At 67.1% G+C, this 13480-nt stretch carries 16 protein-coding genes; 6 read left to right on the top strand and 10 right to left on the bottom strand.

The genetic code is table 11. The features are described from left to right. Together G3N98_RS34530 and potA are read right to left on the bottom strand one after the other, a co-directional pair. Positions 1-853, bottom strand: an 853-nt coding sequence (locus tag G3N98_RS34530) for an ABC transporter permease subunit (RefSeq protein ID WP_206150649.1), incomplete at its 3' end; no start/stop codon positions are given. Positions 854-863: 10 nt separating this feature from the next. Beyond that, the gene (gene potA / locus G3N98_RS34525; protein WP_241026217.1) at positions 864-1985 is read right to left on the bottom strand and encodes a polyamine ABC transporter ATP-binding protein; all 1122 of its coding nucleotides are present in this window, start codon (positions 1983-1985) and stop codon (positions 864-866) included. A 160-nt stretch (positions 1986-2145) separates the two neighbouring features. Here potA and G3N98_RS34520 point away from each other — a divergent pair, with 160 nt between their 5' ends. After that, entirely contained in the window at positions 2146-2325 is a 180-nt protein-coding gene (locus G3N98_RS34520) for a hypothetical protein (protein ID WP_206150647.1), read from the top strand. A 162-nt stretch (positions 2326-2487) separates the two neighbouring features. Here G3N98_RS34520 and G3N98_RS34515 read toward each other — a convergent pair whose 3' ends face one another. From G3N98_RS34515 to G3N98_RS34505, 3 genes are all read right to left on the bottom strand, one after another. Further along, the gene (locus G3N98_RS34515; protein WP_089428463.1) at positions 2488-2955 is read right to left on the bottom strand and encodes a nucleoside deaminase; all 468 of its coding nucleotides are present in this window, start codon (positions 2953-2955) and stop codon (positions 2488-2490) included. Positions 2956-3024: 69 nt separating this feature from the next. After that, positions 3025-3495, bottom strand: coding sequence for a cyanase (gene cynS, locus G3N98_RS34510; protein WP_175240200.1), 471 nt, complete (start codon positions 3493-3495; stop codon positions 3025-3027). 36 nt (positions 3496-3531) lie between these two features. Then, on the bottom strand, positions 3532-4191 hold the full coding sequence (locus tag G3N98_RS34505; RefSeq protein WP_206150646.1) for a carbonic anhydrase: 660 nt from the start codon (positions 4189-4191) through the stop codon (positions 3532-3534). 113 nt (positions 4192-4304) lie between these two features. Here G3N98_RS34505 and cynR point away from each other — a divergent pair, with 113 nt between their 5' ends. Further along, positions 4305-5201, top strand: coding sequence for a transcriptional regulator CynR (gene cynR / locus G3N98_RS34500; RefSeq protein ID WP_175240202.1), 897 nt, complete (start codon positions 4305-4307; stop codon positions 5199-5201). A gap of 75 nt (positions 5202-5276) precedes the next feature. On the opposite strand, the gene G3N98_RS34495 is transcribed toward cynR, so the two are convergent. After that, entirely contained in the window at positions 5277-5480 is a 204-nt protein-coding gene (locus G3N98_RS34495) for a hypothetical protein (RefSeq protein WP_089429190.1), read from the bottom strand. A 34-nt stretch (positions 5481-5514) separates the two neighbouring features. Then, positions 5515-6834: a DUF3422 domain-containing protein gene (locus tag G3N98_RS34490; protein ID WP_206150645.1), complete on the bottom strand. Its 1320-nt coding sequence runs from the start codon at positions 6832-6834 to the stop codon at positions 5515-5517. A gap of 161 nt (positions 6835-6995) precedes the next feature. Here G3N98_RS34490 and G3N98_RS34485 point away from each other — a divergent pair, with 161 nt between their 5' ends. Then, complete coding sequence (locus G3N98_RS34485; RefSeq protein ID WP_089428468.1) at positions 6996-7871, top strand: LysR family transcriptional regulator; 876 nt, start codon at positions 6996-6998, stop codon at positions 7869-7871. Here the strand turns inward: G3N98_RS34485 and G3N98_RS34480 are convergent, their stop codons facing one another. The 3 genes from G3N98_RS34480 to G3N98_RS34470 form a co-directional block, all read right to left on the bottom strand. Beyond that, entirely contained in the window at positions 7872-8432 is a 561-nt protein-coding gene (locus tag G3N98_RS34480; RefSeq protein ID WP_089474015.1) for a hypothetical protein, read from the bottom strand. A gap of 148 nt (positions 8433-8580) precedes the next feature. Continuing rightward, positions 8581-8931 carry a hypothetical protein gene (locus G3N98_RS34475; protein ID WP_206150644.1) on the bottom strand — a complete coding sequence of 117 codons (351 nt, stop codon included), beginning with the start codon at positions 8929-8931 and terminating at the stop codon, positions 8581-8583. Between the two features lie 224 nt (positions 8932-9155). After that, positions 9156-10076, bottom strand: coding sequence for a LysR family transcriptional regulator (locus tag G3N98_RS34470; RefSeq protein ID WP_089474013.1), 921 nt, complete (start codon positions 10074-10076; stop codon positions 9156-9158). 325 nt (positions 10077-10401) lie between these two features. Between G3N98_RS34470 and fae the strand changes: the two genes are divergently transcribed. The 3 genes from fae to G3N98_RS34455 form a co-directional block, all read left to right on the top strand. Then, positions 10402-10926 (top strand): formaldehyde-activating enzyme, encoded by a 525-nt coding sequence (fae, locus tag G3N98_RS34465; protein WP_011356415.1) that lies wholly within the window; start codon positions 10402-10404, stop codon positions 10924-10926. 48 nt (positions 10927-10974) lie between these two features. Next, positions 10975-11997 carry an aldo/keto reductase gene (locus G3N98_RS34460; RefSeq protein ID WP_089474012.1) on the top strand — a complete coding sequence of 341 codons (1023 nt, stop codon included), beginning with the start codon at positions 10975-10977 and terminating at the stop codon, positions 11995-11997. 53 nt (positions 11998-12050) lie between these two features. Beyond that, positions 12051-13480, top strand: a 1430-nt coding sequence (locus G3N98_RS34455; RefSeq protein ID WP_206150643.1) for an NAD-dependent succinate-semialdehyde dehydrogenase, incomplete at its 3' end; no start/stop codon positions are given.

The following is a 13480-nucleotide window of genomic DNA, read 5'->3' as shown; positions in this document are numbered from 1 at the left end:
TCACGCGGCCGATCATCAGCGTGTCGGCGCCGCCGAGCAGCTCCGGAATCACGTACTCGCCCACCGCCGGGATGAACACCAGCAGGCTGCCGGCGATGATCCCGTTCTTCGACAGCGGCAGCGTGATGCGCGTGAACGCGACCCACGGCTTGGCGCCGAGGTCGTACGCGGCTTCGAGCAGCGTGAGGTCCATCTTCACGAGGTGCGCGTACAGCGGCATCACCATGAACGGCAGGTACGAATAGACCATCCCGATGTAGACGCCCGCATCGCTGTGATAGAGGCGCAGCGGCGTGTGGATGATGCCCAGCGCGATCAGCGTGTGGTTCAGGAGCCCGTCGTCCTTCAGGATGCCGATCCACGCGTACACGCGGATCAGGAACGACGTCCAGAACGGCAGCATCACGGCCATCATCAGCACGTTGCGGCGGTTCGGCTCCGAGCGCGCGATGTAGTACGCCATCGGGTAACCGATCAGCAGGCACAGCACCGTCGAGACGGCGGCCATCTTCAGCGAGCTGAGGTAGGTCGCGATGTACAGGTCGTCCTGCAGCAGGAACGCGTAGTGCGACAGCTGCAGCGCGAAGTGCACGACGCCGTCCTTGATCTCGACGAGCGACGTGTACGGCGGGATGCCCATCACCTGGTCGGCGAAGCTGATCTTCAGCACCAGCACGAACGGCAGCGCGAAGAACACGGCCAGCCACACGAACGGCACGCCGATCGCGACGCTGCGGCCCGACGGCAGGAAGCGCGACAGCGCGGCAAGGCGGCCGCGGCGCTTGTACGCCTGGGGCGCGGCGGTTGTACCGGTCGACACCGGAGCGGAGGGCGTGGAAGCAGAGGTTCTCATCGTGGCGTCCTCACTGCGTCAGCACGACGCCGCTCGCCGGCGACCACGACACGAACACGTCGTCGTTCCACGCCGGTGCGTTGTCGTTCATCAGGTGCGAGCTCGACAGGTTCGACACCACCGTCTTGCCGCTCGGCAAGCGCACGTGGTACAGCGAGTAGCTGCCCATGTACGCGATGTCGGTCACGACGCCGCGCGCCCAGTTGTGTTTCGAGCCCGGCTTCTCGCGCGACACGTGAATGCGTTCCGGGCGCACCGAGATGCCGACCGGCATGCCGAGCGGGCCCGTGACGCCGTGGCTCACGTACATGCGGGCTTCGAGGTCGTCGCTTTCGACGAAGATGTGATCGGGTTCGTCCTCGACCACGCGCCCTTCGAACAGGTTGGTCGAGCCGATGAATTCGGCCGAGAAGCGGCTGTTCGGGAATTCGTACACCTCGCCCGGCGCGCCGATCTGCACGATCTTGCCCTCGCTCATCACCGCGAGGCGGCTGGCCATCGTCATCGCCTCTTCCTGGTCGTGCGTGACCATCACGCAGGTCACGTCGACCTTCTCGATGATGTTCACGAGTTCGAGCTGGGTCTTCTGGCGGATCTTCTTGTCGAGCGCGGACATCGGCTCGTCGAGCAAGAGCAGCTTCGGGCGCTTGACCAGCGAACGGGCAAGCGCAACACGCTGCTGCTGGCCGCCGGAGAGCTGATGCGGCTTGCGCTGCGCGTACTTGCTCATCTGCACGAGCGCGAGCGCGTCGGCGACGCGCTCCTTGATCTCGTTCTTTGGCGTGCCTTCCTGCTTCAGGCCGAACGCGACGTTCGATTCGACCGTCATGTGCGGGAACAGCGCGTACGACTGGAACATCATGTTCACCGGGCGGCGGTACGGCGGCAGCGACGCGAGGTCCTCGCCGTCGACGAAGATCTTGCCCGAGGTGGCCGTCTCGAGCCCGGCGAGCATGCGCAGCAACGTCGACTTGCCGCAGCCCGAGCTGCCGAGCAGCGCGAACAGCTCGTTCTTCGCGATCGTCAGGTTCACGTTGTCGACGGCGGTGCTGTCGCCGAATTTCTTCACGACGTTTTCGATGCGCACGAAAGCGTCGTTCGGCTTGAGCATGTCCGTCGCCGGGCGATGCATCGCGTCAGGTGTACTGAATGAATCCCGTTTCATGATGGTCCGTTTTAAGCAGATAAGCGAATCTCAGGCGTCAGGCACGACCGGCCGGGCGGTCGCGCGGTGCTGGCGGCGAGGAATCGAGCGACGCCTCGTCCGGAACGTACGGTGCAACGAGACAGGGGTGAGCGAACGCACGGCGATCGGCGGCCATCAGTGGCGACCGACCGGAGGCGTCGCGCCAGCTGTCATGAAGATTTCATCGGTTTTCATCGGGCTTTCCGCACGTTTCTGTCGTCTCCAGTGCGAATTTTTAAACGCGTCAAAAACCTTTTGGATCGCGGATTTCCGTTCCGGACATTGAACGGGATCGATGTTTGGGGAGGCAGGGAAACGGGGGCACGAGCCGGCCCCGTGCCGCAGCGCGGGCGCGCGGCGGCATGGGCGCCGCCGGGTGAAACGGAGGGTGGGGAAAACGAGCAGCCGGGCGGCTGCCACGCGCGGCCGGTGCGCCGCGCGGGTCACGTCACTTCGCGTTCAGTTCCTTCCAGCGCCGGTAGACGTTGATCGCATCGCCGTGCTTCTGCTGCACCATCGGCAACCGGCGTTCGTCGATCGGCTTCGCATATTCGGCGTAGAACGTGTCGAGCTCGAAATACTTGCGGTCGTCGCGGTAGAACGGCGCGTAGTCCTCGCGCGTCGTGATGTAGACCACGCGCTTCGGGCTGCAGTAGTACAGCGAACCGAGGCACATCGGGCACGGGCTCGCGAGAATGTAGATCTCGCAGTCGCTCAGGTGCTCGGTGCCGAGCGTGCGGCACGCATCGCGCACCGCGAGGATCTCGGCGTGCGCGGTCGGGTCGCTGGTTTGCGCGACGAGGTTCGGGCTTTCCGCGACGATCTCGCCGTCGCGGACGATCACCGTCGCGAACGGGCGGCCACCCTCTTCCACGTTCTTCATCGCGAGATCGATCGTGCGTTTCACAAAATCCATGGCTGCGTCCTCGTTGAAACGGAATGGCGGGAACCTGCGCGGCACCGCTGCCGCGGCGCCGCGTCGGCGTCAGAACGGCTTGGTCGGCAGGTACTTGCCGTCGAGCGTGATCACCGCGCGCGAACCGCCTTCGGGATCGTCGACCTTCTTCACGTCGAGCCGGAAATTGATCGCGCTGATGATGCCGTCGCCGAACTTCTCGTGGACCAGCGCCTTCAGCGTCGTGCCGTACACCTGCAGCATTTCGTAGAACCGGTAAATGGTCGGGTCGGTCGGCACGCGATCGTCGATGCTGCCGCGCAGCGGGATCATCTGCAGCAGCAGCACCGCATCGTCGTCGAGGCCGAGCTTGTCGGCAACGCTGCGTGCGGCTTGCGCCGGCAGCGCGTGCTGGCCGAGCAGTGCGGCCGTCACGAACGCCTCGCTCAGGCCCGTGCCTTCGGTGAGCTGCTCGAACGACAGGTTCTTGCGCGCCTTCGCGAGCACGATGGTTTCGGCAAGTGCGTGGCGGGCGGTCTGGCTGTGCTGGGACTGGATCATGGCAATTCCTCGTGGTGGGGTGAGAGCAATCCGGATTCAGGCCGCAACGGCAAGCGTCGCGGGCGTGGCGCGGACCTCGGGGTGGTCCGCCAGGGAAACGAACCGGCCGGTCGCGCCGTCGTAGGCGTCGATGCAGCCCGATTCGATGTCGTAGATCCAGCCGTGCAGCGCGAGGCGCCCTTCTTCGAGCGCGAGCCGCACGGCGGGGTGCGTCTTCAGGTTCGCCAGTTGCGCGACGACGTTCTCGCGCACCATCGAGTCGATCCGCTCGCGTTCGCCGCGATGCGGGCGCGCCTCGTTCACGACGCGCGCCGAATCGGCGTAGCGCAGCCAGTGGCCGACGGCCGGCATGTGATCCAGGCACTGGCAGGTGGCGATCGCGGTCATTGCGCCGCAATCGGAATGGCCGCAGATTACGACGTCGGTCACGCGCAGCGCGGCCACCGCGTATTCGACCGACGCCGATACGCCGCCCGGCTCGGGGCCGTACGACGGCACGATGTTGCCGGCATTGCGGATCACGAACAGGTCGCCCGGTTCGCGCTGCGTGACGAGTTCGGGCACGAGCCGGCTGTCCGAGCACGAGATGAACAGCGCCCGTGGGTTCTGGCTGCGCGCGAGATCGCGGAACAGTGCGGCGCGCTCCGGATAGGCGTCGCGCTGGAACTTCAGGAAGCCTTCGATGATGTCCTTCATCGTGTGTTCTCCGGGGCAGGTGGAATCGATGAAGGGCAGGTTACGCCGGACTTCCAATAACGTAAAAGACTGATTTATGATCTTCCCGATAAGCAGGACTTATAGGAACCGCCATGCTGCTGCGCCATATCCACTACTTCCTCGCCGTCGCCGAGCACCGCAGCTTCACGCGCGCGGCCGCCGCACTGCACGTGTCGCAGCCCGCGCTGTCCCAGCAGATCCGCCAGCTCGAGGAAACGCTCGGCGCGCAGCTGTTCGACCGCACCGGGCGCGTGACGCGGCTGACCGACGCCGGCGACGTGTATTTCCGCTATGCGCGGCAGGCGCTGCACGATCTCGCGGAAGGCCGGCGCGCGATTCACGACGTGCAGGACCTGAGCCGCGGCTCGCTGCGGATCGCGGTCACGCCGACTTTCACGAGCTATCTCGTCGGGCCGCTCGTCGAGGCGTTTCACGGCCGCTATCCGGACGTGTCGCTGTCGGTGCGCGAGATGTCGCAGGAGCGCATCGAGGCGCTGCTCGTCGACGACGAGCTCGATGTCGGCATCGCGTTCGAGGACGTACAGACGGCGGATATCGAAGCACAAACGCTGCTGGTCGAAACGCTCGCGCTCGTCGTGAACCGCGAGCATGCGCTCGCCGGCAAACGCAAGGCCGGCGTGCGCGCGCTGCACGACGCGCCGCTCGTGCTGCTCACGGCCGAGTTCGCGACACGCGTGCAGATCGACCGCTATTTCCGCGAGCACGACGTGCGGCCGCGCGTGTTGATGGAAGCGAATTCACTGGGGGCGGTGATCGAGATCGTGCGCCGCACGAACCTGGCGACGCTGCTGCCGGCGACGATCGCGACCGGCCATGACGACCTGGTCGCCATCGCGCTCGATCCGGCCGTCCTGCGGCGCACGGCCGTGCTGCTGCAGCGCAAGGGGGCGTACCGAAGCGCGGCCGCGCGCGCGTTCGTCGAACTGGCGCTGGCGCAGCAGGCGGGGAAACGAGAAAAAGGAAAGTGAATCGCGCCCGGCACGTCTCGAGACGTGCCGGGCAATGAAGGCCGGCTTTGCCCCGGACCGGGGCAAGCCATCGCGTCAGTTGTACCCGAGAATCGCCACCGCCGCGACGTCCGGCCGATCGATCGTATTCCCGACGAGCGACGTCATCGGCTCCTGCAGCACGGCCTGATACGACGTCACGCGCGGCTCGTCCGGCGCGCCCGGCTCACCCGGTGCCGGTTCGTCGAACGCGGCATCGAAACCGCTGTAAAAGCCCGCTTGTGTCTGCGAAAAAGTCATCTCCATTCCTTTCATTGATTGTGTTTTAGATATTCTAACCAGCCTGCTTCAACGCCGCCCCATGCACCGGCGCGCCGTCATGCGCGGCCTCCGATCGCGCCAGCTGCGCGCGCGTGCGTCGCGTGATGTGAATCACCGCGAACACGACCGGCGCGATCAGCAGGCCTTCCGCCAGCTCGGGATCGACCGGCAGGTTCATCACGTGCAGCGCCTTGAACGCCGCCGTCGCGAGCGACAGCACGTAGTACGAAATGGCGGCCACCGACAGCCCTTCGACCGCGTGCTGCAAGTGAAGCTGATTGCGCGCGGTGCGCTCCATGCCCGCCAGCAGGCGCGTCACGTCCTTTTCCTGGGCAAGGTTCACGCGCGTGCGCAACAGGTCGACCGCCCGCGCGATCCGCGCGGCGATCTGCTCGTGGCGCGCCCATACGCTGCGGCAGGTTTCCATCGCCGGCGCGAAGCGGCGCTCCATGAATTCGGCGATCGTCGGCATGCCTTCGATGCGCTCCTCGCGCAACTCGTGGATGCGTGCCAGCACGAGCTTTTCGTACGCCCGCGAGGCGCTGAACCGCGCGCCCGATCCCGACAGCGATTCGACCCGCACCGCGAGATGCGTGAGCTTGACGAGCAGCGCCGTGTCGTCGCCGTCCGCGCCGCTCGCGTCCATCCGCTGCATCAGCGCGTGCAGCGCCGCGTGGATCTCGTCGAGCTCGCGGCTCATCCGGCGCGCGACGGGCAACGCGAGCAGCGCCATCATCCGGTACGTTTCGATTTCATACAGGCGCTGCAGCAGCCGGCCGCCCTGCTCCTCGCGGAAATCCTCGTCGACCACGAGAAAGCGCATGAAGCCGTCGTCGCGCACGTGCCAGTCGCAAAACACCTTGCCGCCGCCGAGCACGTTGCTGCCGACAAGCGCGGGCCCGTCGATCCAGCGGCGCAGGTCGCCGCACACGAGCCGCGCGGCGTCGCCCGACAGCAGCTCCATGCGCACCGCGACGAAGCGGATGCCGGCGAGCCGCGCGAACCACGCGGCCGGAATGCCTTCGATCGCGAGATCGTCGAAATAGCCGGTGTCGCGACGTGGCGCGACGAACGTGAAGGTCGAGAATTCGGTGTGGCGTTCCCACTTCAGGTGCCAGCCGCTCGGCGAATGCACCGCGTAGTGCGTCGCGCCTTCGTGCGGCGCGGCGATGCCGGTGTCGCGGCACAGCGCGTGCAGCAGCGTTTCGTGGATGTCGGGCTGGCCGTCCGCGTAGATCGCGTAATGCGTGAGCGACACGGCTTCGGCGAGCCGCAGGAACGGCCGGGCATGCAATTCCGCGGCCAGTGCGGCACGCAACGGATGGTCCATCATCGAGACACCACGTTTTCCTGTTCAGTGCTGCACGCCGGCTCGGCCGGCCCGAACGCCGCGCCACCCTCGGGCGAAACGTCAGCGTGATCGCACTATGGCAGACACACAGCAACAATAAAAACGCATAATGCTGATCGTTACGTTCAGTTTTCCTTATACCTATGAAGATGCTCGATCACGACGTGCTGGCCACCGTCGTCGCCGTCGCGGAAACCGGCAACATGACCCGCGCCGCCGAGGCCGTGAACCGCTCGCAGTCGGCCGTGAGCATGCAGATCAAGAGCCTGGAAGACGCGATCGGCCGGCCGCTGTTCGTGCGCAAGCCGCGCAGCATCGTGCTGACGCGCGAAGGCGAGGTGCTGCTGGGATTCGCCAGACGAATGCTGGCGCTGCGCGACGAGGCCTGGGCGGCCGTGGTGCGGCCGGAAGTGACCGGCAAGGTCGTGATCGGCGTGCCGGACGACTATGCGTCGTCGCTGCTGCCGTCGGTCCTGAAGAAATTCTCGGCGACCTACCCGAAGGTCGAGATCCAGGTGATGGGGCTGCCGAGCAGCGCGCTCGCGCCGCTGATCAAGGACGGCACCGTCGATCTCGTGTGCGGCACGCGCATCAAGGGGCTGTCCGGCGACTTCATCCGCCACGAGCCGATGGCGTGGGCCGCGATGACGAACGGGCCGCGCGTGTGGGAAGAACGGCCGCTGCCGATCGCGGTGTTCATGCCGGGCAGCGTCGCGCGCGAGAACGCGATCCGCAGCCTGGAACGCGCGAAGGTGCCGTACCGCACCTCCTATGAAAGCCCGAGCCTGCTCGGGCTGCTCAGCATGGTCGAGGCCGGCCTGGCCGTCGCGCCGCTCGCGCGCTGCGCGATTCCCGCGCAGCTGTCGATGCTCGGCCGCTCGCACGGGCTGCCCGACCTGCCGCCGCTCGAGCTGATCCTCGCGCGCAGCACCAAATCGAAGCGGCCGCCGTGCGACTTTCTCGCGGAACAGCTGATGGAAGACCTGCAGCGGCAGACCGGGCAGACCGGCGAAGCCTGATCAGCGCGTCGCGCCGAACCCGGCCGCGCCCAGCGCCGCGTTGACGTTCGCGGCGACCGTATCGACGAGCGCCTCGAGGGTGTCGCCGCGCACGTGCCGGTGTTCCGGCGCGACGTGCTCCTTGCGTTGCCAGCCCCACTGCGCGCCCGCCGCGACCGACAGCGTCGCGCCGAACGCGTTGCCGTGGCGGAGGCCGAAGGTGCTCACGCGCCGCCCGGCCACATAGTCCTGTTCGGGCAAATAGAGCCGGATCTCGACCGCGACCTGGTCGCGATCGTTGACGCGCGCGGCCGGGCTGACCGTCGACGCGAACGTCTTGCCGATCCGCCAGCTCACGCAGGTTTCCCACGCCGCGAGCGGCCCGCCGGCCGCGTCGACCCGTTCGGTGTCGACCGACCACTGATGCCGGTCGGGCACGACGATCGCCTGGTGCAGCAGCACTTCGGCCACGCGCACCGTCGTCACGAGCTGACGCGCGAGCTGCTGGCCCGACGGCAACGACGCCGTCCGTACGCGGCGGCTCTCCGGCCGCGCGACAGGTACTGCTTCCATGAGGTGCATGACCCCTCCGTATTCAGGATCGGCGCCGCGCACGCGGTGTCGCGCGCGTGTCCGCCGTCGGTCGACGGACAGCACGGCGACCGGCAATCGGCAATCGGGCGGCGCATCGGACCAGCCATCCACGAGCGAGCAATAACCGTTCCCTGCTTCACCGCGCGTTCGGCCCGATGCGCAGGCGGCGCGCGACCGGCCCGATCATCGCATCGGCCTGCTGCGCGATCAGCATGTGCAGCGTGAAATCCAGGTCTTCCGGCGCGATGTCGAAGTGCACGTGAACCACGTCGCGCACGGCGCGCGCGCTGACGACGTACACGCCGAGCGGGGAATGCAGCAGCGCCGCGAGGCGGGCGTGCGCGTGCTCGCCGGAGTCGGCCGTCAGCGTGACGGGCAACTGCAGGCGCGGGCGCGGCGGCGGGAACGGAATGACGTTGTCGGGTGTGCCGGCGCGCAACGGGCGGCCGGCGACATGGAAGGCGGGAACGGGATGAATGAAGGTCATGGAGCGGACGGAAGCCGTCTCGGCTGTTCGACACATCCCCAGCTTAGAAGAGACGACATAAACGTCGTGCAAAAAAACGCTGCGGCAGTGCAAAAAACGGCATAGGGGACACAACACGCCACCGGCCGGCGGCTGACCGCACGATCGTCATGGGTGCGCGGTGGTCGCGCCCCACGGCGCGCGTCGACCTCGCCTGCGCCGCGTTCGCCCGCCGGTTCGTCCCGTTACGCGGCAAACGCCTCGAGCGACGCGCGCCGCCGCTCGTCGACCATCGATTCGATCAGCGACACCAGATCGTCGGTCAGCGGATCGCAGATGCCCGGCGAGCGATGCAGTTCGAGATCGGCCGCCGGCAGCGACGGAAAGCCGTCCGCCTCGTCGAGCACGCGCCAGTTCCCGGGCAGCGTGCAGCGGTCGATCATCGTCACGGCCGCGCCGTGGTTCACCGCGATCTTGATGCCGGTCGGGCTCTGGCTCGTGTAGACGACGTGAAACGACCGGTCGGCCGTCGCGAGCGCCTGCAGCCCGCGTTGCCGGTAGCAGCACGTTTCCGGGAACAGCGCGAGCGGCACCGACGCATGGCGGTCGAGCGCGAAATCACGGTGCGCGGCCCACACGACGTCGTGCCGGCCGAGCACGCGCCCGCCCGCGCCGGGCCCGTGCCGCACGACGAGCGCCACGTCGAGCTCGCCGGCCTGCAGCCGGTCGAGCAGTTCGAGCGACATCCGGCAATGCACGTGCAGGCGCGCGCCCGGCCGCATCGCATAGAACGACTTCAGCAGGTCGGGCAGCCACAGCTCCGCGTAGTCCTCGGGCAGCCCGAAGCGCACGACGCCGCGGTCGCTGCTCGCCTGCTTCAGCGCGAGGATCGCGTCGTTCTGCACCTGGATGATCCGGCGCGCATGGATCAGGAAATTCTCGCCGTCGCGCGACAGCTCGAGCCGCCGGCTGTTGCGCATGAACAGGTGCGTGTCGAGCCGCTCCTCGAGCGTGCGGATGCGCAGGCTGATCGTCGACTGCGTGCGATGCAGTTGCCGGGCCGCCGCGGTGAAGCCACCGCTTTCGACGACCGCGACGAATGCCCGGATCAGTTCCGGATCCAGCGAACTGAGCTTCGACCAATCGGGCTTTTGAATGGCAGCCATCGAAATTACTCGCTTTCGAAAAAAGAAGGGAAGACGAAAGATAGGGCTCGGAGTACGCCGATTGTTGTCCGGATGCGCTCGGCCCTCCAACCCCTGCCCGGGTATGACAAACCCGGAGCCGGTACGCGCATGCCCACCCGCCGATCCCGCCCCGCCCGTCGCTACGACCACGGCCGAGGCCCGCCCGGCGGGCATGCGCGGGCCGGCTTCAGGGCTTTCCCGGAGACGACGAAAACTCATGGCCCGATCAGAAAACATCGATTCACCGGCCGCCTCACGGCCCACCACAATCGCCTCACCCCCACCTCATCGACGAGACACCGCAATGACCGCATCCCAACCCAGGCAGCTTTACATCGGCGAAGGCTTCGAAGGCCCCGGCGTCAACCTCGCGCACATCAACGTGCTGGTCGGCCCGCGCAACGGCCCGGCGGGCCAGGCGTTCGCTACCGCGCTCGCGACGCCGTCGGCCGGCCATGCGCCGTTCGTCGTGATCGCGCAGCCGGGCGTGCCGACCAAGCCGCTCACGCTGTACGTGAACAAGGCGCAGATCGCCAGCGATTTCCACGGCAACGCCACGTGGGGCGCGTCGCAGGCCGGCATCGCGAAGGCCGTGGCCGAAGCGCTCGAGAACGGCACGCTGCCGCCCGAAGCGGAGAACGACTGGGTCGTCGTGTCGGCGAACTGGGTGAACCCGCAGACCGACGATCTCGACGCCGTGTTCGAGAACAACTACCGCGCGTGCCGCAACGCGATCGTCGCGGCAATGGAAGGGCTGCCGCATCGCGACGCGGTGTTCGCCGCCGCCCGCGACGTGTCGAACCCGTTCTACACCCCGAAGAAAAACTGACGACGACAAGCGGCCGACGCGCGACGGACGGCCGCATCTGGAGGAAACATGGAATACGTCCGCCTCGGCCAGTCCGGCCTGAAGGTGTCCCGCCTGTGTCTCGGCACGATGAACATGGGCACCCCCGAATGGAAGCCCTGGATCTTCGACGAAGCGCAGAGCGAGCCGATCGTGCGCCGCGCGCTCGACGCCGGCGTCAACTTCATCGATCTCGCGGATTTCTATTCGACGGGCGTCGGCGAGGAAGTAGTCGGCCGCATCCTGAAGCGCAACGCGCGCCGCGAAGAGCTCGTCGTGACGACCAAGGTCGGCTACGACATGGGCAGCTATCCGAACGCGGGCGGCCATTCGCGCAAGCACGTGCTCGACGGCATCGACGGGTCGCTCAAGCGCCTCGGGATGGATTACGTCGACATCTTCATGCTGCACTTCTTCGACGTGAACACGCCCGTCGAGGAAACGATGAGCACGCTGCACGACATCGTGCGGGCGGGCAAGGCGCGCTATATCGGCGTGTCGACGATGTACACGTGGCAGTTCGCGAAGATCATGCAGGCCTGCGAACGAAACGGCTGGGACAAGCCGATCAACATGCAGCTGCAGCTGAACCTCGCGTATCGCGAGGAAGAGCGCGAGATGGTGCCGTACTGCATCGACCAGGGCGTCGGCGTGTCGGTGTTCAGTCCGCTCGCGCGCGGCCTGCTCACCTGCGAGCCGCAATCGACGCGCAACCAGACCGACTTCTTCACCGCGCAGATGTACGGCGATGCGTCATCGCTCGCCATCGCGGCATCCGTCGCGAAAGTCGCGAAGCGCCGCGGCGTGCCGCCCGCGCAGATCGCGCAGGCATGGGTGCTGAGCCGCCCCGGCATCGCGAGCATGCTGGTCGGCGCGGATTCCGTCGCGCAGTTCGACAGCGCGCTCGGCGCGCTCGAAACGCAGCTCACCGACGAAGAGCTGCACGAGCTGGAACGCAACTACACGCCGTGCGACCTGATCAACGACTACACGGCCGGCAAGCGCATCGCGCGCGAATCGCGGCCGGCGCAGGGCAGCTTCGCGACGGAATGAAGCACTGATGCACTGAAGCACGAAGCTCCGAGGCACTGAAGGAACGACACACAATGAACGAATTTCTGAGGACCGGCCATTACATCGGCGGTGAATGGCACGAATCGCATGGTGCGAGCGACGCAACCTATCCGGTGCTGAACCCGGCGACCGGCGAGACGATCGCGAAGGTCGCGAAAGGCGGCGCCGACGACACGCAACGCGCGATCGATGCGGCGGCACACGCATTTCCCGCCTGGCGCGCGCTGACCGCAAAGGAACGCGGCGCCCGCGTGAAACGCTGGGGCGAGCTGATGCTCGAAAACCGCGACGCGCTCGCCGAGCTGCTGACGCGCGAGCAAGGCAAGCCGCTCGCGGAAGCGCGTGGCGAAGTCGCGTATGCGGCGAGCTTTCTCGAATGGTTCGCGGAAGAAGCGAAGCGCATGTACGGCGACGTGATCCCGAGCCCGAAGCCGAACGCGCAGATCGTCGTCACGCGCGAGCCGGTCGGTGTCGTCGCGGCGATCACGCCGTGGAATTTCCCGCTGGCGATGATCACGCGCAAGGCCGGCCCCGCGCTCGCGGCCGGCTGCACGATGGTGCTGAAGCCGTCCGAGGAGACGCCGCTATCGGCGTTCGCGCTCGCGGTGCTCGCCGAGCGCGCGGGCGTGCCGGCCGGCGTGTTCAACGTGGTGTCGGGCGACGCGGTCGCGATTGGTGAGACGCTGACGAGTTCGTCCGTCGTGCGCAAGCTGTCGTTCACGGGTTCGACGCGGGTCGGCAAGCTGCTCGCGAAGCAGTCGGCCGACACGCTGAAGAAGCTGTCGCTCGAACTCGGCGGCAACGCACCGTTCATCGTGTTCGACGATGCCGATCTCGATGCGGCGGTCGAAGGCGCGATCGCGTCGAAGTTCCGCAACACGGGCCAGACCTGCGTGTGCGTGAACCGTTTCCTCGTGCAGGACGGCGTGTACGACGCATTCACGCGCAAGCTCGCGGAAGCCGTGCGCAAGCTGCGCGTCGGCAACGCGCTCACGGGTGAAGTCGACCAGGGGCCGCTGATCAACGAAGCGGCGCTCGGCAAGGTCGAGCGGCACGTGGCCGACGCCACCGCGAAGGGCGCCCACGCACTCACCGGCGGCAAGCGTCACGCGCTCGGCGGCACGTTCTACGAGCCGACCGTGCTGACCGGCATGACGGCCGACATGCTGATCGCCGAAGAGGAAACCTTCGGCCCCGTCGCCGGCTGCTTCCGCTTCGCGACCGAGGAAGAGGCCGTGGCCGCGGCCAACGACACGCCGTTCGGGTTGTCCGCGTACTTCTACACGCGCGACCTCGGCCGTGCATGGCGCGTGTCGGGTGCGCTGGAGAGCGGGATGGTCGATCTCGAGGTTGAAGCGCATGGCGATACGCATATCGACGACCACCACACGGTCGAGGATGTCGGCATCACGCTCGGCCAGGCCGTCGCGAAGGCGATCGGCGACCGCAAGGGCATCCGCCG

It is taken from the genome of Burkholderia sp. Tr-20390, from assembly GCF_017104595.1.
GTDB lineage: Bacteria > Pseudomonadota > Gammaproteobacteria > Burkholderiales > Burkholderiaceae > Burkholderia.
The sequence above is the reverse complement of the archived record's forward strand: the minus strand, read 5'-3'. Positions and strand labels throughout refer to the sequence as shown.

Coding starts and splice junctions, on each gene's coding strand:
- potA (WP_241026217.1), bottom strand. CDS start 1,985: ATGCATCGCCCGGCGACGGACATGCTCAAGCCGAACGACGCTTTCGTG.
- G3N98_RS34515 (WP_089428463.1), bottom strand. CDS start 2,955: ATGGATTTTGTGAAACGCACGATCGATCTCGCGATGAAGAACGTGGAA.
- cynS (WP_175240200.1), bottom strand. CDS start 3,495: ATGATCCAGTCCCAGCACAGCCAGACCGCCCGCCACGCACTTGCCGAA.
- G3N98_RS34505 (WP_206150646.1), bottom strand. CDS start 4,191: ATGAAGGACATCATCGAAGGCTTCCTGAAGTTCCAGCGCGACGCCTAT.
- cynR (WP_175240202.1), top strand. CDS start 4,305: ATGCTGCTGCGCCATATCCACTACTTCCTCGCCGTCGCCGAGCACCGC.
- G3N98_RS34495 (WP_089429190.1), bottom strand. CDS start 5,480: ATGACTTTTTCGCAGACACAAGCGGGCTTTTACAGCGGTTTCGATGCC.
- G3N98_RS34490 (WP_206150645.1), bottom strand. CDS start 6,834: ATGATGGACCATCCGTTGCGTGCCGCACTGGCCGCGGAATTGCATGCC.
- G3N98_RS34485 (WP_089428468.1), top strand. CDS start 6,996: ATGAAGATGCTCGATCACGACGTGCTGGCCACCGTCGTCGCCGTCGCG.
- G3N98_RS34480 (WP_089474015.1), bottom strand. CDS start 8,432: ATGCACCTCATGGAAGCAGTACCTGTCGCGCGGCCGGAGAGCCGCCGC.
- G3N98_RS34475 (WP_206150644.1), bottom strand. CDS start 8,931: ATGACCTTCATTCATCCCGTTCCCGCCTTCCATGTCGCCGGCCGCCCG.
- G3N98_RS34470 (WP_089474013.1), bottom strand. CDS start 10,076: ATGGCTGCCATTCAAAAGCCCGATTGGTCGAAGCTCAGTTCGCTGGAT.
- fae (WP_011356415.1), top strand. CDS start 10,402: ATGACCGCATCCCAACCCAGGCAGCTTTACATCGGCGAAGGCTTCGAA.
- G3N98_RS34460 (WP_089474012.1), top strand. CDS start 10,975: ATGGAATACGTCCGCCTCGGCCAGTCCGGCCTGAAGGTGTCCCGCCTG.